Genomic DNA, 22577 nt, shown 5'->3' with positions numbered 1-22577 from the left:
CGTTCAAACCGACCGCACCTCCTCCGCCAGCGCCAGCGCCTCCCGCGCCATCCGCGTGGTCGCGTCGACGTCGGTCATCATCAGCGGCACCGCCCGGCAGCGGATCCCGGCCTCCTCGACACGCTCCACACAGGCCGCGTCGACCGTGTCGACCAGCCAGCCGTCCAGCAGGCCCGAGCCGTAGTGCTCGGCCACCGCCGGTGCGGTGGACTCGACGCCGACCGCCGCGAGCACCTTGTCGGCCATGCCGCGCACGGGCGCGTCCCCGACGATCGGCGACAGGCCGACCACCGGCACGCCCGCGTCGGCGATCGCCTCACGGATGCCGGGGACGGCGAGGATCGTGCCGATGGAGACGACCGGGTTGGACGGCGGGAAGAGGATCACGTCCGCCCCGGCGATCGCCTCCAGCACGCCCGGCGCCGGCTTGGCCTGCTCCGCGCCGACCGGCACGACCGCCTCGGCCGGGACCGACGCCCGCAGCCGTACCCAGTACTCCTGGAAGTGGATCGCCCTGCGCTCGCCGGGTCCCGCGGCTCCCGCCGGCCCCGTCGTCGAGGTGGTCGAGTCCGCCGTGGTTCCCGCCGTGGCCCCCGCCGAGTCGTCGGCGGGCAGGGTGACGGCGACATGGGTCTCGACGCGGTCGTCGGTCATCGGGATCAGCCGGACGCCCGGCTGCCAGCGGTCGCAGAGCGCCTCGGTCACCGCGCTCAGCGGATACCCGGCGGCGAGCATCTGCGTCCGCACGATGTGGGTGGCGAAGTCCCGGTCGCCGAGCCCGAACCACCCCGGGCCGACGCCGTACGCCGCGAGCTCCTCCTTGAGGCGGAAGCTCTCGTCGGTCCGCCCCCAGCCCCGCTCCTCGTCGATGCCGCCGCCGAGCGTGTACATCACCGTGTCGAGGTCCGGGCAGACCTTCAGCCCGAAGAGGTGAATGTCGTCCCCGGTGTTGCCGATGACCGTGATGTCCGAGCCCGGCGCGGCCCGCTTCAGACCGCGCAGGAAACGGGCACCACCGATGCCGCCTGCCAGAACCACAATGCGCATGGGAAACAGTGTCTCAGCCGCCGGGCCGGCCGTGGCACCGTCTCAGACGGTCAGGGCCCCGGACACCGGCCGCGCCTCGCAGTGCGGGGCGAGGGGGCGCATCGGCATCTCGGTCAGGCCCGGGTAGTACACGTGCAGGCTGACCGCCGACTCCAGTGTGTCGTTGACGACCTCGTGCACATAGCCGGGTGGGAACACCCGCTCCGTACCCGTCGTCAACGCACGCGTGCCGCGCCCGGTGCGCTCGGTGAGGGTGCCGTCCAGGACGGTCATGACTCCGGAGGAGGGGCCGTGGCCGTGCGGTCCGCTGCCCTGGCCGGGAACCCAGGACAGCAGCCACACCTCGTAGCCGATCGGGGTCTCCCCGGCTCGAGCGGAGCCGGGGCCTCGGGGGACGGTGCGCAGCCGGTGGTACCAGCGGCTGGTCGCGTCGTACCGCACCAGGTGCTCCCACGAGGAGCGGTCGGCGGCGAGGGAGCGGGCCAGCCCGACGAACTCGGCGACGGTCGCCGGGTGCTCGCGCGGGGTCTGCAGCAGGTGTGGGACTTCGAGGATGTCGCCGGCGATCTGGAGGTCGCTGTCGCTGTTCATGGGATGAGGGGTTCCTCGGCGGAGAAGCGCTCGGTGAGCGGTGAGCGGTGAGCGGTGAGCGGGAAGGAGTGGGGAAGGAGAGGGGGACTACAGCGTGTGCTGTCGCGTGCGTCCGGGTCGCGGACGGCGGCGAGGAGTGCCCCGGTGGGAGCGGAAGGAGTTGGACTGGAGGGAACTGGCCTCAAGTCGAGGGTGACTCAAAGGGTCGGAGCGCGTTGGGCTCAACAACCGGAACAGTGACAGCTACAGCGAGCGCGGGCAGCACCGAGGGACCCGGCGGAGCGGGTCGAGGCGAGTGCCAAGTTCGCGAGCATGCCCACAAGGACAGCGGTTCACACCTCCAGTGTCAACTCGACGCCCGGATCGTGGGACACGGTTCACTCCATCCGGTTCACCTGTGGGACGAAAGGTTTGTTCACGTGATTCCGGGGACACAAGGTGCGCACGGCCGGGCACGCAAGTGCCGTTGCAATTCTGTGATCAGAATGTGATCCGACTTGCTGTGGCGCCGGTGCGACAACGGGGTGGGCCGACCGGGCGTCTCCCCTTGTGGAGGTCCCGCATGGGGCGGGAAGCTCTGCCGGGGTCGTCGGTGTGTCAAGGTTTATGGCGATTTGAACACTTTCGACTTGGGCTTGGTTCCGCAGAGTGAATAAGGGCGCCAATAGCAGATCTCAGCTTGACTCGCCCGGAGCAGCACACTTGTAATTTCACTCGTGTCGTTTAGCCGGGACAGGTAACGGCAGCGTCACGGGGACACGAAAGACAGACGAGGGGCGCACATGACGGAGCTGGTGCAGCAACTGCTGGTCGATGACGCGGACGAGGAACTCGGCTGGCAGGAGCGCGCGCTGTGCGCCCAGACCGACCCCGAGTCGTTCTTTCCCGAGAAGGGCGGTTCCACCCGGGAGGCCAAGAAGGTCTGTCTCGCCTGTGAGGTCCGCTCCGAGTGCCTCGAATACGCCCTCGCCAACGATGAGCGCTTCGGCATCTGGGGCGGCCTGTCCGAGCGGGAACGGCGTCGGCTGAAGAAGGCAGTGGTCTGAGGGCGCCGCCGGTGAACGGTGTGTCACATCCGGTGCGCCGCGTCCAGGGCGTCACATCCGTATGCGCGCCATGTCCGTGCATATGTCAGATGTTCGACATATGCACATGTTGTGCATATGTCGAGTGCGGCCCGTCGCGGGTGGGTTGTCCACAGGCGGCGGGCCGCCTTACCGCCCAGCCGATAGTGTGGGCGCTCGTCCGAGACGTCACGCCGCCCCACCGGGCACGGGCGTCCCCCACAGTCCACCGAACCGGGGCCCGTACCTCGATGTCCGTGCACAGTCACCCGGCAGCCCGTCAAGACGTAGCTGCCGCTCCAGAGTTCCCGCGTCATGTGGTGACCGCGGTCCTCGTCTCCCACGACGGAGCCCGCTGGCTGCCCGATGCGCTCGCCGGGCTACTCGGCCAGGAACGCCCCGTCCAGTTCGCCATGGGTGCCGACACCGGCAGCGGTGACGACTCCGCCCGACTGGTCACCGAAGCCCTCGGCGACGACCACGTCCTGCACCTCGCCCGGCGCACCGGCTTCGGCCAGGCCGTCGAGGAGTGCCACCACGCCGCGCCGCACCTCACCCCGGACGACCTGCCCTACCTGAAGCGGCCGAGCGGCTGGGACCCGGTCACGCGCAGCTGGCACGACGACGCGTACGACCTGCCCGACCTCCCGCACGGTGAGCCGGTGCAGTGGCTGTGGCTGCTGCACGACGACTGCGCCCCCGAACCCGACGCGCTGGCCCGGCTGCTGAGCGTCGTGGACAACGAGTACGAGCTCGGCCGTGACGACGTCGCCGTCGTCGGCCCCAAGCTGCGCGGCTGGTACGACCGCCGGCAACTGCTGGAGGTCGGCGTCTCCATCGCCAACTCCGGCCGCCGCTGGACCGGCCTGGACCGCCGCGAGCAGGACCAGGGCCAGCACGACCAGGTCCGGTCCGTGCTGTCGGTGTCCACCGCCGGCATGCTGGTCCGCCGCGACGTCTTCGACCAACTCGGCGGCTTCGACCGGCACCTGCCCCTGATGCGTGACGACGTCGACCTGTGCTGGCGCGCGCACACGGCGGGGTACCGGGTGCTCATAGCCCCCGACGCGGTCGTGCGGCACGCCGAGGCGGCCTCCCGCGAGCGCCGCGCCGTCGACTGCGTGGGCCGCACCGCCGCCTCCCCGCACAAGGTGGACAAGGCGGGTGCCGTCCACACCCTGCTCGTCAACACCCGCACCGCGGCCCTGCCCTGGGTGCTGCTGCGGGTCGTCCTCGGCACCCTGCTGCGGACCCTCGCCTACCTCGTCGGCAAGGTTCCCGGGCAGGCCGTCGACGAGATCCGCGGCCTCATGGGCACCCTGCTGCGGCCCGAGCGCATCCTCGCCGGACGGCGCCGCCGCGGCAGCCCGCAGGTCGACAAGGGCGAACTGCGGCCGCTGTTCCCGCCCCCCGGCGCGACCATCCGCGTGACCGTCGAGCAGGCCGCGAGCAGTCTCGTCGGCCGCTCCGACCCCGAAGCCACCTCCGGCGCCGGACGGCACGGCGGCGCCGTCGAGTCCGGACCCGGCGGGGACGACGCCGACTTCCTGCAGGTCGAGCAGTTCGCCCGGCTCAAGCGGATCGCCCGCAAGCCCGGACCGGTGCTCTTCCTGGCCCTGCTGTTCATCTCCCTCGCGGCCTGCCGTGAACTCCTCGGCGGCGGTGCGCTCACGGGCGGCGCACTGCTCCCCGTCCCCGCCGACTCCGCCGACCTCTGGGCGCGGTACACCGACACCTGGCACGCGGTGGGCGCCGGCGGCACCGGGTCCGCGCCGCCCTACCTCGCCGTCGTGGCGGCGCTGGGCACCCTGTTGCTCGGCTCCCCCGGAGTCGCCGTAACGGTCCTGCTCGTCGGCTCGGTGCCCCTGGCCGGCTTCAGCGCGTACTTCGCCTCCCGCCCGCTCGTCGAGTCCCGGCTGCTGCGCGCGTGGGCCGCCGTCGCCTACGCCTTCCTGCCCGCCGTCGCCGGTGCCCTGGCCGGCGGCCGGATCGGCACCGCCGTCCTCGCCGTGCTGCTGCCGCTGATCGCCCGCGCGGGCATCACCGCGAGCGGACTCACGAACCCCCCCGACGTCCGCGGCAGTTGGCGCGCGACCTGGGCGTACGCGCTGCTGCTCACCGTCACCACCGCGTTCACCCCGATCGTGTGGCCCGTCGCCCTGGTCCTCGGCCTCGGCGTCCTCGCCCTGCGCAGGTCCGACCTCCCGGCGTACGGGCTCCGCTTCCTCGCCCAGCTCGGCACGCCGCTGCTGGTCCTGGCCCCCTGGTCGCTGTCGCTGCTCCCGTTCGGCTTCTTCCAGGAGGCGGGCCTGGAGTACGGCCCCTCCGCCGCCTCCGCCCTCGACCTGCTCGGCGCGAGCCCCGGCGGGCCCGGCGCGGTCGGCGGGGCGGTGCTCATCGGCATCGTGCTCGCGGCCCTCGCCGCCCTGCTCCGCTCCGAGCGGACTCTCGCCATCCGCGCCGCCTGGACGGCCGCCCTGGTGGGACTCGTCTTCGCGGTCCTGTCCAACGGCTCCACCTGGGCGGGGCCCGCGACCCTCGTCTACGGCATCGCCCTGCTGGCCGCCGCCGCCCTCGGCGCCGACGGGGCACGCGCGCGGGTCGCCGAGCAGAGCTTCGGCTGGCGTCAGCCGGTCGCCGTCCTGATCGCCCTCGCCTGCGCGGTCGGCCCGCTGCTGGCCGCCGCCGGCTGGGTGATCCGCGGCGCCGACGGACCGTTGCAACGGCGCGACCCCGTGCAGGTGCCCGCGTTCGTCGCCGAGGAGAGCGGCACCCGCGACCAGGCCCGGACCCTCGTCCTCGACAGCGACTCCGCCGCCCGCGTCGACTACGTGCTGGTCCGCGGCTCCGGCGCCCGTATGGGCGACGCCGAGATCGCCGCCTCGAACAGCGGGAACAGCGGGCTCGACAAGGTCGTCGCCAACCTCGTCGCCGGCTCGGGCGCCGACCAGGCCGACCAACTCGACGGATTCGCGGTGCGCTACGTCCTCGTCCACCCGGGCGCGCCCCGCGACGTGACCCGCGTCCTGGACGCCACTCCCGGCCTGACCCGACTCAGCCAGCAGGCGGGCGGCGCGCTGTGGCGCGTCGACCAGGACGTGGCCCGCGCGAGCATCGTCCCCGGCAAGGGGAGTGAGGGCGAGTCGCAGCCCGTGGCCGCGGGCCCCGTCGAGATCCACACGAAGATCCCGAACGGCTCCGAGGGGCGTGTCCTGCGTCTGGCCGACTCCGCGGCCGAGGGCTGGGCCGCCACCCTCGACGGCAAGCCGCTGACCCCCACCACGGTCGACGGCTGGGCCCAGGGCTTCGAACTGCCCGCGACCGGCGGACGACTGGACGTCACCTACGACGACCCGATCACCCACACCGCGTGGCTGTGGGCGCAGGGTCTGCTCGCCGTCGTCCTCGTCGTCCTCGCCCTGCCCGGCCGGCGCCGCCACATCGACGACGACCTGCCCGAGGAACCGGCCGTCGGCGCCGAGGCGCTCGCCGGTGACGGCCGCCGCGCCCGCCGCCTGCGCGCCCAGGCCGAGGCGGAGGCCGCCGCGGAGGAGACGGGCACGCGCGGGGAAGCGGGTGAGGAGGCGGGCACGGAGGGCACGGGCACGGAGGACGACGGGTTCGACACCCCGCCGGAGCCGGCTCCCGCGGCCGTTCCGCAACAGCGGTCCTACGACGAGTGGGACGCGGCGAGCCACCCGGTCCCCGAGTACGGCGGCGCCTACCCCGTCGAGCAGTACCAGCAGCAACAGCAGTACGTGACGGACGACTACGGCCGGACGTACCCCGCGGATCAGTACCAGGACGGCCGGTACGACCCGTACGCCTACGACGGCACGCCCCAGCAGCAGCAGCCGCCGTACGACCCCGCGACGTACGGACAGGGCTACGAGGGCTACGACCAGACCTACGCGCAGGGCTACGACACGTCGTACGACCCCGAGCAGCCGCACCGCCCTCAGCCGGGCAGTGAGCGTTCCGACGGGAGCCAGCAGTGAACCGCACCACCCTGTCCCTGATCGCGGGAGCCACCGCACTCGCCGCCGTCACCGGCTTCGCGGTGCTGTCCGCGCCGGACCCCACGGCCGCGGAGGACGGCGTCGAGGCCGCCGCGGCGCACCTGCCCGTGGAACGCACCAGCCTGCTGTGCCCGACGCCCAGTACCTCCGACCTCGCCGAGACGACGTACACGTCCTTCACGCCCGTCACGAAGGGCGCGGAGGGCGAGGGCAGGGCCGAACTCCGGTCGGCCGTCGAGGGGCGGTCCGCGGCGGAGGACGCGAAGGACGGCGAAGGTGAGAAGGACGCCGACGGCGAAGAGACCGCCGAGGACGGCGAGAAGGACGCGGACGGCGAGAAGGTCACCGACGGCGAGAAGACCGAGAAGACCGAGAAGGCCGAGAAGCCGGTTCTCGAGCCCAAGGAGCCCGGCAAGCCGGTCGTCGCGGACGTCTCCGGAGGCGAGGGGCCGGCCCTCGTCGGCACCGCCGAGGGCCGCCTCGCCCCGGGGTGGACCGTGCAGCAGACGACCGAGGTCGCCGCGGGCACCGGCCGGGGCCTGCAGGGCGTCAACTGCGCCCCTCCCGACACGGAGTTCTGGTTCCCCGGCGCGAGCACCGCGCTCGAGCGCACCGACTACGTCCACCTCACCAACCCCGACGACTCCGCGGCCGTCGTGGACATCGAGGTCTACGGCGAGGACGGCGCCCTCGAGACGGAGGCGGGGGAGGGCATCACGGTCCAGCCGCACTCCGCCGAACCGGTGCTGCTGTCCACGCTCACCGACGAGCAGCAGACGAATGTGACCGTGCACGTCATCGTCCGCAGCGGGCGGATCGGCGCGGCCGTGCAGGCCCTGGACGCCACGCTCGGCGGTGACTGGCTGGCCGCGTCGGCCGACCCGGCGGGCAGCCTGGTCCTGCCCGGCATCCCCGAGGACGCCATCGCCGTGCGCCTGGTCGCCTTCTCCCCCGGCGGTGTGGACGCCGACCTGAAGGTGCGGCTCGCCTCGCCCTCCGGGCTGATCACACCGGCCGGCAACGAGACGGTGCACGTGAAGGGCGGCAGGACGACCGCCGTCGAACTCGGCGACGTGATGCGCGGAGAGGCGGGCTCCCTGGTCCTCACGCCGACGGACCGCTCGGTGCCGGTCGTGGCGGCGGTCCGGGTGCTGCGCGGCAAGGACGGCAACCAGGAGTCGGCCTTCGTCCCGGCAGCCCGCCCGGTCGGCCTGCGCGCCACGGCCGCCGGCAACACGGCCAAGGGCAGCACCCTCGCCGTGACCGCGCCCGAGGGCGCCGCCAAGGTCAAGGTCACCGCGTCCGCGGGCAGTGAGGGCGGTGACCCGGTGTCCGAGACGTACACGATCAAGGCCGGTACCACCCAGCACATCGAGCTCCCGGCCCCGGACGGTGTCAAGGGCACGTACGCCCTGACGATCGAACCCGAGTCGGACGGCACCCCCGTGTACGCGTCCCGGACCCTTGCCGTCACCGACGACGGCCTCCCGGCCTTCACCGTCCAGACCCTTCCCGACGACCGGGGCCTGGTGGCGGTACCGAAGGCGGAGGAGAACCTGTCGGTCCTGCAGAAGTAGGGGTTCTTCACGGCGCGGGCGCCGGAGCCGTCGTTCAGTCCTCCCCGTACCGGGGATCGACGGTCTCCGGCGTCAGCCCCAGCAGCTCGGCGACCTGCTCCACGACGACCTCGTGGACCAGCGCCGCCCGCTCGTCGCGTCCCTTGGTGCGTATCTCCACCGGCCGGCGATAGATCACGACCCGCGCGGGGTGCCCCTCCCGGCCCGGCACGGTGCCGCCCAGCGGCACCGCCTCGTCGCTCCACCGAAGTCCGGGCCCGTCCAGCCGCGGAACCTCCAGGACGAGGAAATCGATGTCGGCCAGCTGCGGCCAGCGCCGCTCCAGCCGCTCCACGGAGTCCTGCACGAGATCGGCGAAGGTCTCCGCGCGGCTGGCGGCGAGCGGCACCTGGGGCGGTGCGATCGGCCCGCGCATGCCCCGGCCGTGGCGATCACGGCGGCGGGGCCCGCGGTCGGCGGCACGGGGAGTCACAGGGGTGTCCATCAGGGTGAAGGGTAGTCTCCGCCGGTCCGGCGTGCCCGGCCCCCACACGGCCTCGGGGCCGCGACACCCGCATGGCGTCGGGGAGTGGTGTCGGTCCGCCCGGAACGGCATGTCGTCACATGACCATTCCGGCCAAGGTTCGGCTCGATTCGATATCTTTCACGGGCCGGTGATCTCAAGGTATTTGACGGTGTTTGTACCAACTGATGACCGGAACAGGGGGGCGCGGGTGCCTCGAACACAGGCGTCGGGGCAGGTCAACGGCGTGTGCCCACGGGGGCGGGTGAGGTGTTTCAGGCCACGACACGAGGGAATCCCGGGGCGGGGAGTCTTCGCGACCCGCTCAAGAGTGCGGTACCGTCCAACATCGTGAGCCCTGTACGTCGCTGTTCGCGCACCGCTTGCGGCCGTCCCGCCGTCGCGACGCTGACGTACGTCTACGCCGACTCGACCGCCGTCCTCGGCCCGCTCGCAACCTACGCCGAACCCCACTGCTACGACCTGTGCGCCGAGCACTCCGAGCGCCTCACCGCGCCGCGCGGCTGGGAGGTCGTCCGCCTGCTCGACGGTTCGGCTCCCGCGCAGCCCAGCGGGGACGATCTGGAAGCGCTCGCGGACGCGGTGCGCGAAGCCGCCCGCCCCCAGGAGCGAGCGGCCGGCGGCGCGGGGCGCGGCGCGGACCCGATGGAGGTCGCCCGTCGCGGCCATCTGCGCGTGCTCCGCTCTCCCGACAACTGACCGCACGACTGACTGACCGCACGACTGGCCGCGGCCGACCGCCGCCCCCTGAGCGCGGCCGCGTCGACGGCCGGGGTTCATCGCTCCCCGCTCCCTCGCTTCCTTCCCTCCTGTCTCACCTGCCCCGTCAGTAAGGTGCCGCACACCCATTGACGCGCGCTTGTCGGGGACACGACCATTCCGGGCACGTAGCGAGAAACCTCTTTCGCATTGCGGAATTCAGGAGGCGCGTCCGTGTACGTCCAGGAACTGGAACCAGTCGCCGGCTCACTCGGTCTCTCCGCCCTCGTGGCGGCATTACCCCTCGTGATCGTCCTCGTCCTGCTCGGCGGCCTCCGCATGAAGGCGCACCTGGCGGGCCTGACCGGACTGCTGGGCGCCGTACTGGTGGCCTGCCTGGCGTACGGCATGCCGTGGGGCCAGGCGGCTTCCAGCGCCGTCCAGGGAGCCGTCTTCGGCCTCTTCCCCATCATGTGGATCGTCGTCAACGCGCTGTGGGTGTACCGGATGACGGTCCGCACCCGGCACTTCGACATCCTGCGCCGCTCCTTCGGCCGGCTCTCCGACGACCCGCGGATCCAGGCCCTGGTCGTCGCCTTCTGCTTCGGGGCGCTGCTGGAGGCGCTCGCCGGTTTCGGCGCCCCCGTCGCGATCTCCGCCGTGATGCTCGTGGCGCTCGGCTTCGATCCGGTGCGTGCCGCGATCGTCGCGCTGGTCGCCAACACCGCGCCGGTGGCGTTCGGCGCCATGGGAACACCGGTGGTCACGCTCGCCCAGGTCACCGGACTGCCGCTGGACTCGGTGGCGTCCGTCGTCGGACGCCAGACCCCGCTGCTGGCCCTCGTGGTGCCGCTGGTGCTGGTCTGGCTGGTGGACGGGCGGCGCGGGCTGCGGGACACCTGGGTGCCCGCGGTGGTGTGCGGAGTCGCCTTCGCCGTCGCCCAGTTCGTCGCGTCCAACTACGTCTCCGCGCAACTCGCCGACATCGCCGCGGCCATGGCGGGCGCGGGCGCCCTGGTCGCCGTACCGCATTCGCGCGTGCCGGCCTCCGAGGCCGTACGCACCTCCGTACTGACCGGCGTACGCAGCGAGGAACTGGACGAGGAGGACCCGCGCGGCGAGGTCCTGCGGGCGTACGCCCCGTACGCGCTGATCGTGGTGGTCTTCTCCGTCGCGCAGATCCCGGTGATCAAGGACTGGCTGGCCGGGGCGACCCGGAAGACCGACTGGCCCTTCCTCGACGTCGCCGCACCGAACGGGGAGCCGGTCGGCGCCAACGTCTTCACCTGGCCGATCGTCTCGACCGGCGGCACCCTCGTCCTGCTCGCCGGGGTGGCCACCGCGGTCGTGCTCGGTGTGCACGCGCGCGTGGCGGTCAAGGAATGGGCGGCGACCGTGTACGAACTGCGCTTCGCCATCCTCACGGTGACCTCCGTGCTGGCGCTCGCCTACGTCATGAACCTCTCCGGCCAGGCGGCGACGATCGGCTACTTCGTGGCCGCCGCCGGTGCCGGACTGGCCTTCCTGTCGCCCGTGCTGGGCTGGTTCGGCGTCGCCGTCACCGGGTCGGACACCTCGGCCAACGCCCTCTTCGGCGCCCTCCAGGTGACCGCCGCCCGGGAGTCCGGGCTGTCGCCCGACCTGCTGGCGGCCGCGAACAGTTCGGGCGGTGTCCTCGGCAAGATGATCTCGCCGCAGAACCTCACCATCGCCTGCGCCGCCGTCGGGCTGGCGGGCAAGGAGGGAGACCTGCTGCGCAAGGTACTGCCCTGGAGCCTCGTCCTGCTGCTCGTGATGTGCCTGATCGTGGTGGGCCAGAGCACCGCGGTGCTGGGGTGGATGCTGCCCTGACCCGAGACCCGCCTGGAACGGCATCAGGGAGGACACCCGGGACGACAGCCGGGACGACACTGACGAGGGCACCCGGGAGGACGTCCCGTGAGCCCGATCGGACCACAGCGAACCGCCCGCAGCGGAGTGCCATCCGCTGCGGGTAGTTTGTGGTGACCACAGGACTTTCGGAAGGGTTGGCCGTGGCTGCTGATCTGTCACAGATCGTGAAGGCGTACGACGTACGTGGGATCGTCCCCGACCAGTGGGACGAGTCCCTGGCCGAACTCTTCGGCGCGGCCTTCGCCCGGGTGACCGACGCGAGCGCCATCGTCACCGGCCACGACATGCGGCCCTCCTCGCCCGGCCTGTCGGGCGCCTTCGCCCGCGGGGCCGCGGCCCACGGCGTCGACGTGACCGAGATCGGCCTCTGCTCCACGGACCAGCTCTACTACGCCTCGGGCGTGCTGAACCTGCCCGGCGCGATGTTCACCGCCTCGCACAACCCGGCCCGGTACAACGGCATCAAGCTGTGCCGCGCGGGCGCCGCCCCGGTCGGCCAGGACACCGGGCTGGCGGAGATCCGCGAACTCGTCGAGAAATGGAGCGAGTCGGGTCCCCCGGAGCCGGTCGGCCCGATGGGAACGATCACCCGGCGGGACACACTGGGCGACTACGCGGCACATCTGCGCTCCCTCGTCGACCTGACCGCCGGCCGCCCCCTGAAGGTCGTCGTCGACGCGGGCAACGGCATGGGCGGGCACACCGTTCCCACGGTGCTGGCGGACCTGCCGCTCACCGTCGTCCCGATGTACTTCGAACTCGACGGCACCTTCCCCAACCACGAGGCCAACCCGCTCGACCCGGCCAACCTCGTCGATCTGCGGCAGCGGGTCCGCGAGGAGGGCGCCGACCTCGGCCTCGCCTTCGACGGCGACGCCGACCGCTGCTTCGTCGTCGACGAGCGGGGTGAACCGGTCTCCCCGTCCGCGATCACTGCCCTGGTCGCCGCCCGTGAACTGGCCCGCAACGGCGGCAAGGGCACGATCATCCACAACCTGATCACCTCCTGGTCGGTGCCGGAGGTCGTAGAGGAGAACGGCGGCACACCGGTGCGCACGCGCGTGGGCCACTCCTTCATCAAGGCCGAGATGGCCACGCACGGCGCGATCTTCGGCGGGGAGCACTCGGCGCACTACTACTTCCGCGACTTCTGGAACGCCGACACGGGCATGCTGGCCGCCCTGCACGTCCTCGCCGCCCTCGGCGGCCAGCAGGGCACCCTGTCCGACCTGGTCGCCCAGTACGACCGCTACGCCGGCTCGGGCGAGATCAACTCCACGGTCGACGACCAGGCGGCCCGCCTCGCCGCGATCAGGGCCGCGTACGAGGGCCGCGAGGGCATCACCCTGGACGAACTGGACGGCCTCACCGTCACCGCCGCCGACTGGTGGTTCAACGTCCGCCCCTCCAACACGGAGCCCCTCCTGCGGCTGAACGCGGAGGCCCGCGACGAGGCCACCATGACCAGGATCCGCGACGAGGCCCTGGACATCATCCGAGGCTGAAGCCCCACGGCACCCGTCCCGCGCGCGTGGCCGCCCGGCGTCCTCGGGGCGTCCGGGCGGGCCGGGTGCCGGCCCGACGGCCGCTGTCCGCCCGCACCGGCGCCACCGGCGGTACCCTGACCAGGCACATCCGCATACGCCCGCCCCGAAGGGAACCCCCATGCCGCTGGAAACCGGCCTCCTGGAGATCCTCGCCTGCCCGGCCTGCCACTCCCCCCTCAAGGAGCAGGACAGTGAGCTGATCTGCACCGGCCAGGAATGCGGCCTGGCGTACCCGATCCGCGACGGCATCCCCGTCCTCCTCGTCGACGAGGCCCGCCGCCCCGTGTAACCGACGACCCGGCGACCCTGCGCACCAGCGACCCGCCGCCCCGCGTACCGACGCCCCGCCGTTCGAAGGCTGCCGCCCATGATCGACGAATCGCTGCTCGACTCACCGGAGGGCCTCGCCGAGGCCGACCACCGCGGGCTGCTCCGCGGCGCCGCCGAAGCGGGCGCCCGAGTCCGCACCGCCGCCCGGTACGCCGCCGAGGCCGGCGTCCACGACCTCAAGCCCGACGGCCGTCCCCGCGCCGTCCTGATCGCGGGCCCCGGCGCTGCCGCCACCCAGACCGCCGACCTCCTCGGCACCCTCGCCGGCGCCGGCAGCCCCGTCGCCCGGATCGCGCCCACCGGCGTGGCCCCCGCCGCGGGCGCGCTGCGCTGGGAGCTGCCCGGCTGGGCCGGCTCCGTGGACCTGCTCCTGATCGCCACCCCGGACGGCACCGAACCGGGCCTGTCCCTGCTCTCCGAACAGGCCTATCGGCGCGGCTGCACCGTCGTCGCCGTGGCCCCCGCCCGCACCCCGCTCGCCGACGCGGTCAACGGCTCCCACGGCCTGTTCGTCCCCATGGCGACCGCGCCCTACGAGCAGGACGAGCAGGAGGAGCCGCTCGCCTCCTCCGCCCCCGGAGCCCTGTGGGCGCTGCTCACCCCGCTGCTCGCGCTGCTGGACCGCACCGGTCTGCTCACCGCCCCGCCGGACGCCCTGGAGAAGGTCGCCGACCGCCTCGACCGCGTCGCCGAACGCTGCGGCCCGGCCATCGCCCTCTACAGCAACCCCGCCAAGAACCTGGCCGCCGAACTCGCCGACGCGCTCCCCGTCGTATGGACCGAGGGCACCTCGGCCGGCCCGGCGGGCCGCCGCTTCGCCGCCGCGCTCGCGGAACTGTCCGGCAACCCCGCCGTCGTCGCCGAACTCCCCGAGGCGCTCGGCGTGCACAGCGCCCTGCTGGCCGGTCCGCTCGCCGCCCGCGCCAACCCGGACGACTTCTTCCGCGACCGGGTGGAGGAGCTGCCCGCCCTGCACACGCGCGTGGTACTGCTCCGCGACCGTCCGATCGGCAGCCTCACCGCCGCCCCGGCCGCCCGCGAACTGGCCCTCAGCCACGACACACCGATCAGCGAACTGGAACCGGAGGAGGGCGGCGAACTGGAGACCCTCGCCGAACTGATCGCCGTCACGGATTTCGCCGCCGTTTACCTGGCGCTCACCTCGGGAGCCTGATCATGCCCGGGGCGGCCCGACCAGGGACGGCCTGACCCGGGCGGCCCGCCCGGACGTCCAGAAGCGGACGTCCGGACGGGCAAGCCCCGACGCGCAAGCCCCGACGTGGACGACCCGTGTCGGGCGGCCCGGCACGGGTGCCCCGCCCTCCGTACGAGAACCTGCCGAAGGACCCAGAGAGAACCCGATGGATCGCCTCGACAACACCATCCGCCCCTACGCCTGGGGTTCCACCACCGCCATCGCCGAGCTGCTCGGCGTCGAACCGACCGGCGAGCCGCAGGCGGAGATGTGGCTGGGCGCCCACCCCGGCGCGCCCTCGCGCACCGACCGGGGCACGCTGGCCGAGGTCATCGACACCGACCCGGAGCGGGAACTCGGCGCGGCCTCGGTCGCGAAGTTCGGCCCGCGCCTGCCCTTCCTCCTCAAACTCCTCGCCGCCGGAGCGCCCCTCTCCCTCCAGGTCCACCCCGACCTGGAGCAGGCGAAGGCGGGCTACGCGGACGAGGAGCGACGCGGTGTCCCCGTCACCGCCCCGCACCGCAACTACAAGGACGCCAACCACAAGCCCGAACTGGTCTGCGCACTCACCGACTTCGACGGCCTGTGCGGCTTCCGCGACCCGCGGCACGCCGCCGAACTGCTCGACGCCCTCGGCGTGGACTCCCTCAAGCCGTACGTCGACCTGCTGCGCGCCCGCCCCGAGGACGCGGCCCTGCGCGAGGTCCTCACCGCGATCCTTACCGCCGACCGCGACGAAATGGCCCACACCGTCACGGAAGCGGCCGCCGCCTGCGAACGCCTCGGCGGCGACCACGCCCCGTACGCCGAGATCGCCCACCACTACCCGGGCGACCCCGGCGTCATCGCCGCCATGCTCCTCAACCACGTCCGGCTCCAGCCCGGCGAGGCCCTCTACCTCGGTGCCGGCGTCCCGCACGCCTACCTGAACGGCCTTGGCGTCGAGATCATGGCCAACTCCGACAACGTCCTGCGCTGCGGGCTGACCCCCAAGCACGTCGACGTCCCCGAACTCCTGCGCATCGTCCGCTTTGAGCCCCGCGACCCCGGCGTGCTGCGCCCGGAGGCCGCACCGGACGGCGAGGAACTCTACGAAACCCCCACCGACGAGTTCCGGCTCTCCCGCTACGTCCTCCCTGCGGGCGGCACCACCCACGACCTCACGCTGGCCACCCCGCAGATCCTGCTCTGCACGGCCGGCTCGGTGCGGGCCGGTGAGCACGAGCTGTCCCCGGGTGCCTCGGTGTTCGTACCGGCGGGCGAAAAGGCCGAAGTCTCCGGTACCGGAACATTGTTCAGGGCAACTGTCGTCGTCTGACCGCCCGATGACGATGTTCTGACACGACGTCGCCCCATCGGACTGCAACAATGTCCCCCCGTCAAAGGGCAGTCGGAGCCCCGGGCGGCGTACGAAGACGTCCGCCCGGGCCCGTGAACGGCGTACGAAGGGACAACGCGGACACATGAGCGCGTCAGGCGGCACCAAGGCGATCGTCGCGGCACTCGCCGCCAACGCCGCGATCGCGGTAGCGAAGTTCGTGGCGTTCCTCTTCAGCGGCTCCTCGTCGATGCTCGCCGAATCGGTGCACTCCGTGGCCGACTCCGGCAACCAGGCCCTGCTGCTGGTCGGCGGCAAGCGGGCGCAGCGGCAGGCCACCCCGCAACACCCCTTCGGCTACGGCCGCGAGCGCTACATCTACGCCTTCCTCGTCTCCATCGTGCTGTTCTCGCTCGGTGGCATGTTCGCCCTCTACGAGGGCTACGAGAAGATCAAGAACCCGCACGAGCTCGAGCACTGGTACTGGCCGGTCGGCGTCCTCGTCTTCGCGATCATCGCCGAGGCCTTCTCCTTCCGCACCGCCATCAAGGAGTCCAACGCCCTGCGCGGCAAGCGCTCCTGGAAGGAGTTCGTCCGCCACGCCAAGGCACCCGAACTGCCGGTCGTCCTCCTGGAGGACCTCGGCGCCCTCGTCGGCCTCGTCCTCGCCCTCGGCGGTGTCGGGCTCGCCCTGCTGACCGGCGACAGCGTCTGGGACGGCATCGGCACCCTCTGCATCGGCGTCCTGCTCGTCCTGATCGCCCTGATCCTCGCCGTCGAGACGAAGTCGCTGCTGCTCGGCGAGGCCGCGGGCGCCGAGGAGACCCGGAAGATCGAGGCCGCCGTCGTCGACGGCGACACCGTCACCCGTGTCATCCACATGCGCACCCTCCACCTCGGCCCCGAGGAACTCCTGGTCGCCGCGAAGATCGCCGTACGGCACGACGACACGGCCGCGGAGGTCGCCGCCGCCATCGACGCCGCCGAGTCCCGCATCCGCGAAGCCGTCCCGATCGCCCGTGTGATCTACCTGGAGCCCGACATCTACAGCGAGGCCGAATCCGCCAGGGGCGCCGACGCCGAGGCCACCCCCGGCGGCCCGGCCAGGACGAAACACTGATCCCGGCCCCGGCCGCCCGTGTTCGGCGTTCGGCGTTCGGTCCGATGTGTTCGGTGACTCACTGGGGATGACCGGGCCCGTCGGTGTAGCTTGGGACGGAGCCAGACGTCGCTGCTGATGGCGGTCGGGCGGTCCCTGCGGACCGGCCGAGGGAGAGAGGGCCTCCGACGGACTGCGCTGCGCCGCACGCGGGCATGCCTGTGTCCTCCTCAGGGCACCCCTGTGTCCGCCGCCGCGCAGACCAGCCGTACCCACCTCGACCCACACCCCCGAGGAGCAGCTCTCCATGACGACTGTCGCCAACCGACAGGACTTCAAGGTCGCCGACCTCTCCCTGGCCGCCTTCGGCCGCAAGGAGATCACCCTTGCCGAGCACGAGATGCCCGGCCTGATGGCGATCCGCAAGGAGTACGCCGAGGCGCAGCCCCTGGCCGGCGCCCGTGTCACCGGTTCCCTGCACATGACGGTGCAGACCGCCGTCCTCATCGAGACCCTGACCGCCCTCGGCGCCCAGGTCCGCTGGGCGTCCTGCAACATCTTCTCCACCCAGGACCACGCCGCGGCCGCCATCGCCGTCGGCCCGAACGGCACGCCCGAGAACCCGCAGGGCGTTCCGGTCTTCGCCTGGAAGGGCGAGACGCTGGAGGAGTACTGGTGGTGCACGGAGCAGGCGCTGTCCTGGCCGGACACCCCCACCGGCGGCCCGAACATGATCCTGGACGACGGCGGTGACGCCACCCTCCTGGTCCACAAGGGCGTCGAGTACGAGAAGGACGGCAAGGTCCCCTCGCCCGACACCGCCGAGTCCGACGAGCACCGCGTCATCCTCGAACTCCTCACCCGCACGGTGGCCGAGTCGCCGCAGAAGTGGACCCAGCTGGCGTCCGAGATCCGCGGCGTGACCGAGGAGACCACCACCGGCGTCCACCGCCTGTACGAGATGCACCGCGACGGCACCCTGCTGTTCCCGGCGATCAACGTGAACGACGCCGTCACCAAGTCGAAGTTCGACAACAAGTACGGCTGTCGCCACTCCCTGATCGACGGCATCAACCGCGCCACCGACACCCTGATCGGTGGCAAGACCGCCGTCGTCTGCGGCTACGGCGACGTCGGCAAGGGCTGCGCGGAGTCCCTCCGGGGCCAGGGCGCCCGTGTGATCATCACCGAGATCGACCCGATCTGCGCCCTGCAGGCGGCGATGGACGGCTACCAGGTCACGACGCTGGACGAGGTCGTCGACAAGGCCGACATCTTCGTCACCACGACCGGCAACAAGGACATCATCATGGCCGCCGACATGGCCAAGATGAAGCACCAGGCCATCGTCGGCAACATCGGCCACTTCGACAACGAGATCGACATGGCCGGCCTCGCCCAGATCCCCGGCATCGTCAAGGACGAAGTCAAGCCGCAGGTCCACACCTGGACCTTCCCCGACGGGAAGGTGCTCATCGTCCTCTCCGAGGGCCGTCTGCTGAACCTGGGCAACGCCACCGGTCACCCGTCGTTCGTGATGTCCAACTCCTTCGCGGACCAGACCCTGGCCCAGATCGAGCTGTTCACCAAGCCCGACGCGTACCCGACCGGTGTCTACGTGCTGCCCAAGCACCTGGACGAGAAGGTTGCCCGCCTGCACCTCGACGCGCTCGGCGTGAAGCTGACCACGCTCCGCCCCGAGCAGGCCGAGTACATCGGTGTGACGGTCGAGGGCCCGTACAAGTCGGACCACTACCGCTACTGAGCCCACGCACCCGCCGTGGGGAGCACACCGGTCCACCGGCGCGCTCCCCGGCAGCTGACCCAACCGGGACAGGCCCCCGCACCCCCGTGTCGGGGGCCTGTCCCATGGGTCGGCCGGTGACCGGCCCAGCCCGTCAAGATCCAGGACCTCCATGCCCCGCGGCCGTTATTCGCTCCACGATCCGCACGATCACACCCCCCTCGCCGAAGAGCACTTCCAGTGCGCCCCCGGCCCCTCCGGCTGGCGCTACGTCTCCCAGCTCACCGCCCCCTCCGGCGATCACCTGGGCTCGGTCGACCTCGCCCTCGACGAACTCGGCCGCCCCATCCGACTCGAACTGCACGCCGCGAGCTGGCAGGTCCGCGGCGCCGCTCTCGACGGCGTCACCTGGGTCCGTACCGACCCGACCGGAACCCACGCCACCGAAGGCAATGCGCGCGCCCACGCCTTCACCGGCTCGTCCCCGGCATTCCTCGTCGCCACCGCTCGTCTGCTGCGCCTCACCCCCTCCGCGTCAGCCACCCGCGTACGCCTCGTCGCCCTCACCGATCCGGTGCTCGCCCCGCGCACCGTGGACCAGTCCTGGGCCTTGGTGAGAAGAGAAGCACACGCCACTGACAACGACCCCCTGATCGTGGACGAATACCAGGTCACAGCCCTGGACACGGGTGAGCAGCACACCGTGCACCTCGCCGGGGACGTGGTCCTTGCGGCCCCCGGCATCGAACTCGAGGACCTCGAATCGCCGCCCTCGTCCTTCGACTGACCGAAGACGCGAGCGACCGACCCGCGACCGGTCTACGCCGGTGGCACGAACCCGGTCGAGGGGCCCTCGGCCGGCGGCGTGGCGGGCGTGGCAGGTGTGGGGGGCACGGCGGGAGCGGCGGGAGCGGACGGGTACGGGGACGGCGGAGCCGCATGGTGCGCGGGCGGCCCGTACACACCCGTCGGCCCGTACGCACCCGCTTGGCCGACGGCGCCGACCGGCCCGCCCCCCGCTGCCGCGGCCTGTCCGAAGGCACGCCGTGCCTCCCGGGCCTGTCGCTCCTGCACCACCGCCGCCAGATACGCCGCCGCCGGTACGCCCTGCGGCACCGGCGCCCCGGTCCGGTCCGCCAGGTCCGCCGCCAACCGCTCCGCCATCGTCCGGCCCACCTGCGGGTCCAGCTGCCGCATCCGCGTCAGGTACTGGCGGACGGCGAGCCACAGACCGTCGGGCACCGCGGACAGATCGAGCCCGGAGAAACGACCGGCCAGCCAGGGCGGAGGCGGCGGTACGAACCCCATCGACCCGACCGGCAGCCTCTCCCGCACGACCAGGGTCCCCGCGAAGACATCCCCGAGCCGCCGTCCCCGCGACGACACCAGCGAGGCGATGCACGCGATGACGCCCATCGTCATGAGGATCTCGATCACACCGATCAAGCCCCGTACCAGCGCGTGCCGGAAGCGGATCGGCCCACCGTCGTCCCGTACGACCCGCAGCCCGCACGCCATCTTCCCGAGCGACCGCCCGTGACTGAGCGTCTCGACCGCGATCGGCCCGCCCACCAGCAACAACACGAACACCGCGATGAAGATCGCGGCCTGCGCCGCCTCGTCCAGGGAGGCCGTGGCGGCCACCAGTGCGATCGTCGCCGCGACGTACACCGTCAAGGCCGCAGCCAGGTCGAGCAGCACGGCCAGCGCCCTGCTGGGCACCTTCGCGGGGCGCAACTCCAGCGCCACCGCCTCGCCCGTCACCAGCTCACTCATGTCCGCACGTCCTTCCCCTGCCTGCCCCGAACACCGCCAGTCTGCCAAGCTGATGACACATCGCACCGCGGTACGACCAGCTGATCATGTCGTACGACTCATGCCGTACGACCAATGAGGCCGACCCGCACGACCGACGACGAGCCTTCGGCCCAGAGCCGACGAACAGCCGAGGAGCAGGCACACCGATGGACCTCGACGTCTTCGTCTCCGCCCACCGCGCGGAGTGGGACCGCCTCGACACCCTGCTCCGGCGCCAGCGCCGCCTGACCGGCGCCGAGGCCGACGAACTCGTCGTGCTCTACCAGCGCACGGCCACCCACCTGTCGCTGATCCAGTCCGCGGCTCCCGACCCGCAGCTCACCGGCAGGCTCAGCCAGCTGGTGGCACGCGCGCGCGGCGCCGTGACAGGAGCCCGCCGCGCATCCTGGCGGGACGTCACACACTTCCTCGCCCACAGCTTTCCGGCTGCCGTCTACCGAGCGCGCCACTGGTGGGTGCCCACCGCACTCCTCTCCACCGCCGTCGCGGCCCTCCTCGGCTGGTGGATAGGTACCCACCCCGAGGTCCAGGCGTCCATCGCCGCTCCCAGCGAACTGCGCGAGCTCACCCGCCCCGGCGGCCAGTACGAGACGTACTACTCCAGCAACCCCGCGGCCTCCTTCGCCGCCCAGGTCTGGACGAACAACGCGTGGGCCGCCGCCCTCTGCCTGATCCTGGGCGTCTTCCTGGGCCTGCCGGTGATCTGGATCCTCTTCCAGAACATGCTCAACCTGGGGATCGGCTTCGGCCTGATGGCCTCCGCCGGCCGACTCGACACCTTCCTCGGACTCGTGCTGCCCCACGGCCTCCTGGAACTGACCGCGGTCTTCGTCGCCGCCGGCACCGGTCTGCGCCTCGGCTGGACCCTTGTCGACCCCGGCCCGCGGCCCCGACGCAGGGCCCTTGCGGAGGAGGGCCGAGCAGCACTGGCCATGGCGATAGGCCTCGCGCTGGTCCTCTTCGTCTCCGGCGCGATCGAAGGCTTCGTGACCCCCTCGGGCCTTCCCACCTGGGCCCGCATCAGCATCGGCGTCGTCGCGGAGCTGCTCTTCCTCGTCTACGTCTATGTCGTGGGCGGACGTGCGGCGCGGGCCGGAGAGACCGGTGACCTGGAGGCCGCCGAGCGCAGCGCGGTCGTGCCCACAGCCGCCTGATGTGCGGACCGGTCGGCTGAGCTGCTAGTCTCCTCTTCGCCCCGCAGGAGCCGTTGACACGGACCGTGTGGGGAGGTAGATTCAAGCAGTTGCCTGGAGCAGGGTCCCTGGACCCGCAGCGGCAACGGTGAGCATCTGACTGCTTCTCGATACTTAAAACTTTCGACGAAGCCCCTCCCGATGAATCGGAAAGCTACGGCCGGTCAATCCGGCGCGAAACTTCTGATAAAGTCGGGTCCGCCGGAAAGGGAAACGCGGAAAGCGCGGCCCCGGAAGGCGAAAGCCCGAGGAAATCGGATCGGAAAGATCTGATAGAGTCGGAAACGCAAGACCGAAGGGAAGCGCCCGGAGGAAAGCCCGCAGGGGTGAGTACGAAGGAAGCGTCCGTTCCTTGAGAACTCAACAGCGTGCCAAAAGTCAACGCCAGATATGTTGATACCCCGTCTCCGGCCGTCCGGCCGGGACGAGGTTCCTTTGAAGAAAACACAGCGAGGACGCTGTGAACCGCCGGATCATTCCTCCGGCGGTTCCGCTCCCGTGTGTGTCACCGGGACATCCCGGAAGCATTCACGGAGAGTTTGATCCTGGCTCAGGACGAACGCTGGCGGCGTGCTTAACACATGCAAGTCGAACGATGAACCACCTCGGTGGGGATTAGTGGCGAACGGGTGAGTAACACGTGGGCAATCTGCCCTGCACTCCGGGACAAGCCCTGGAAACGGGGTCTAATACCGGATACCCGCCGCCGCCCGCATGGGCGGCGGCGGAAAGCTCCGGCGGTGCAGGATGAGCCCGCGGCCTATCAGCTGGTTGGTGAGGTAACGGCTCACCAAGGCGACGACGGGTAGCCGGCCTGAGAGGGCGACCGGCCACACTGGGACTGAGACACGGCCCAGACTCCTACGGGAGGCAGCAGTGGGGAATATTGCACAATGGGCGCAAGCCTGATGCAGCGACGC

At 71.7% G+C, this 22577-nt stretch carries 17 protein-coding genes and 1 rRNA gene; 14 read left to right on the top strand and 4 right to left on the bottom strand.

Going from position 1 to position 22577, the window contains the following annotated elements:
- Positions 1-3: 3 nt before the first annotated feature.
- Entirely contained in the window at positions 4-1047 is a 1044-nt protein-coding gene (locus DIZ27_RS26630; protein ID WP_109380994.1) for a 2-phospho-L-lactate transferase, read from the bottom strand.
- A gap of 42 nt (positions 1048-1089) precedes the next feature.
- Complete coding sequence (locus DIZ27_RS26625; protein WP_109380993.1) at positions 1090-1638, bottom strand: cysteine dioxygenase family protein; 549 nt, start codon at positions 1636-1638, stop codon at positions 1090-1092.
- 782 nt (positions 1639-2420) lie between these two features.
- Between DIZ27_RS26625 and DIZ27_RS26620 the strand changes: the two genes are divergently transcribed.
- From DIZ27_RS26620 to DIZ27_RS26610, 3 genes are all read left to right on the top strand, one after another.
- Positions 2421-2684, top strand: a complete 264-nt coding sequence (locus DIZ27_RS26620; RefSeq protein ID WP_109380992.1) for a WhiB family transcriptional regulator — start codon at positions 2421-2423, stop codon at positions 2682-2684.
- Between the two features lie 269 nt (positions 2685-2953).
- The gene (locus DIZ27_RS26615) at positions 2954-6700 is read left to right on the top strand and encodes a glycosyltransferase family 2 protein (protein WP_109380991.1); all 3747 of its coding nucleotides are present in this window, start codon (positions 2954-2956) and stop codon (positions 6698-6700) included.
- Positions 6697-8298 (top strand): DUF5719 family protein, encoded by a 1602-nt coding sequence (locus tag DIZ27_RS26610; protein WP_109380990.1) that lies wholly within the window; start codon positions 6697-6699, stop codon positions 8296-8298. Before DIZ27_RS26615 ends, DIZ27_RS26610 begins: the two co-directional genes overlap by 4 nt.
- Positions 8299-8332: 34 nt before the next feature.
- Here DIZ27_RS26610 and DIZ27_RS26605 read toward each other — a convergent pair whose 3' ends face one another.
- The gene (locus DIZ27_RS26605) at positions 8333-8782 is read right to left on the bottom strand and encodes a metallopeptidase family protein (protein WP_109380989.1); all 450 of its coding nucleotides are present in this window, start codon (positions 8780-8782) and stop codon (positions 8333-8335) included.
- Positions 8783-9151: 369 nt separating this feature from the next.
- On the opposite strand from DIZ27_RS26605, the gene DIZ27_RS26600 reads away from it, so the two are divergent.
- The 9 genes from DIZ27_RS26600 to DIZ27_RS26560 all read left to right on the top strand — a co-directional run bounded on the left by DIZ27_RS26600 (position 9152) and on the right by DIZ27_RS26560 (position 19433).
- Complete coding sequence (locus DIZ27_RS26600; protein WP_181383704.1) at positions 9152-9520, top strand: DUF3499 domain-containing protein; 369 nt, start codon at positions 9152-9154, stop codon at positions 9518-9520.
- A gap of 234 nt (positions 9521-9754) precedes the next feature.
- Positions 9755-11371 (top strand): L-lactate permease, encoded by a 1617-nt coding sequence (locus DIZ27_RS26595; RefSeq protein WP_109380988.1) that lies wholly within the window; start codon positions 9755-9757, stop codon positions 11369-11371.
- Positions 11372-11553: 182 nt separating this feature from the next.
- Complete coding sequence (locus DIZ27_RS26590; protein WP_109381086.1) at positions 11554-12918, top strand: phosphomannomutase/phosphoglucomutase; 1365 nt, start codon at positions 11554-11556, stop codon at positions 12916-12918.
- Positions 12919-13078: 160 nt separating this feature from the next.
- Positions 13079-13249: a Trm112 family protein gene (locus tag DIZ27_RS26585; RefSeq protein WP_109380987.1), complete on the top strand. Its 171-nt coding sequence runs from the start codon at positions 13079-13081 to the stop codon at positions 13247-13249.
- A 78-nt stretch (positions 13250-13327) separates the two neighbouring features.
- A complete protein-coding gene (locus DIZ27_RS26580; protein ID WP_109380986.1) occupies positions 13328-14464 on the top strand; it encodes an SIS domain-containing protein in 1137 nt (378 codons plus the stop codon).
- Positions 14465-14651: 187 nt separating this feature from the next.
- Complete coding sequence (gene manA / locus DIZ27_RS26575; protein ID WP_109380985.1) at positions 14652-15803, top strand: mannose-6-phosphate isomerase, class I; 1152 nt, start codon at positions 14652-14654, stop codon at positions 15801-15803.
- A 145-nt stretch (positions 15804-15948) separates the two neighbouring features.
- Entirely contained in the window at positions 15949-16923 is a 975-nt protein-coding gene (locus tag DIZ27_RS26570; RefSeq protein ID WP_109380984.1) for a cation diffusion facilitator family transporter, read from the top strand.
- Between the two features lie 286 nt (positions 16924-17209).
- Positions 17210-18667 (top strand): adenosylhomocysteinase, encoded by a 1458-nt coding sequence (gene ahcY / locus DIZ27_RS26565; RefSeq protein WP_109380983.1) that lies wholly within the window; start codon positions 17210-17212, stop codon positions 18665-18667.
- A gap of 151 nt (positions 18668-18818) precedes the next feature.
- Positions 18819-19433, top strand: a complete 615-nt coding sequence (locus DIZ27_RS26560; protein ID WP_109380982.1) for a hypothetical protein — start codon at positions 18819-18821, stop codon at positions 19431-19433.
- 32 nt (positions 19434-19465) lie between these two features.
- On the opposite strand, the gene DIZ27_RS26555 is transcribed toward DIZ27_RS26560, so the two are convergent.
- Complete coding sequence (locus DIZ27_RS26555; RefSeq protein WP_109380981.1) at positions 19466-20422, bottom strand: RDD family protein; 957 nt, start codon at positions 20420-20422, stop codon at positions 19466-19468.
- A 188-nt stretch (positions 20423-20610) separates the two neighbouring features.
- Here DIZ27_RS26555 and DIZ27_RS26550 point away from each other — a divergent pair, with 188 nt between their 5' ends.
- Together DIZ27_RS26550 and DIZ27_RS26540 are read left to right on the top strand one after the other, a co-directional pair.
- A complete protein-coding gene (locus DIZ27_RS26550; protein ID WP_109380980.1) occupies positions 20611-21618 on the top strand; it encodes a stage II sporulation protein M in 1008 nt (335 codons plus the stop codon).
- Positions 21619-22184: 566 nt separating this feature from the next.
- Positions 22185-22577: ribosomal RNA gene (locus DIZ27_RS26540) — 16S ribosomal RNA — on the top strand; the annotation flags it as partial.

Origin of the sequence: Streptomyces sp. NWU339 (assembly GCF_003143855.1) — a bacterium.
Taxonomy (GTDB): domain Bacteria; phylum Actinomycetota; class Actinomycetes; order Streptomycetales; family Streptomycetaceae; genus Streptomyces.
The sequence above is the reverse complement of the archived record's forward strand: the minus strand, read 5'-3'. Positions and strand labels throughout refer to the sequence as shown.

What these genes read in the sequence shown, in the direction of transcription:
- DIZ27_RS26630 (WP_109380994.1), bottom strand. Translation starts at nt 1,047, where the DNA reads ATGCGCATTGTGGTTCTGGCAGGCGGCATCGGTGGTGCCCGTTTCCTG.
- DIZ27_RS26625 (WP_109380993.1), bottom strand. Translation starts at nt 1,638, where the DNA reads ATGAACAGCGACAGCGACCTCCAGATCGCCGGCGACATCCTCGAAGTC.
- DIZ27_RS26620 (WP_109380992.1), top strand. Translation starts at nt 2,421, where the DNA reads ATGACGGAGCTGGTGCAGCAACTGCTGGTCGATGACGCGGACGAGGAA.
- DIZ27_RS26615 (WP_109380991.1), top strand. Translation starts at nt 2,954, where the DNA reads ATGTCCGTGCACAGTCACCCGGCAGCCCGTCAAGACGTAGCTGCCGCT.
- DIZ27_RS26605 (WP_109380989.1), bottom strand. Translation starts at nt 8,782, where the DNA reads ATGGACACCCCTGTGACTCCCCGTGCCGCCGACCGCGGGCCCCGCCGC.
- DIZ27_RS26585 (WP_109380987.1), top strand. Translation starts at nt 13,079, where the DNA reads ATGCCGCTGGAAACCGGCCTCCTGGAGATCCTCGCCTGCCCGGCCTGC.
- DIZ27_RS26580 (WP_109380986.1), top strand. Translation starts at nt 13,328, where the DNA reads ATGATCGACGAATCGCTGCTCGACTCACCGGAGGGCCTCGCCGAGGCC.
- manA (WP_109380985.1), top strand. Translation starts at nt 14,652, where the DNA reads ATGGATCGCCTCGACAACACCATCCGCCCCTACGCCTGGGGTTCCACC.
- DIZ27_RS26570 (WP_109380984.1), top strand. Translation starts at nt 15,949, where the DNA reads ATGAGCGCGTCAGGCGGCACCAAGGCGATCGTCGCGGCACTCGCCGCC.
- ahcY (WP_109380983.1), top strand. Translation starts at nt 17,210, where the DNA reads ATGACGACTGTCGCCAACCGACAGGACTTCAAGGTCGCCGACCTCTCC.
- DIZ27_RS26560 (WP_109380982.1), top strand. Translation starts at nt 18,819, where the DNA reads ATGCCCCGCGGCCGTTATTCGCTCCACGATCCGCACGATCACACCCCC.
- DIZ27_RS26555 (WP_109380981.1), bottom strand. Translation starts at nt 20,422, where the DNA reads ATGAGTGAGCTGGTGACGGGCGAGGCGGTGGCGCTGGAGTTGCGCCCC.
- DIZ27_RS26550 (WP_109380980.1), top strand. Translation starts at nt 20,611, where the DNA reads ATGGACCTCGACGTCTTCGTCTCCGCCCACCGCGCGGAGTGGGACCGC.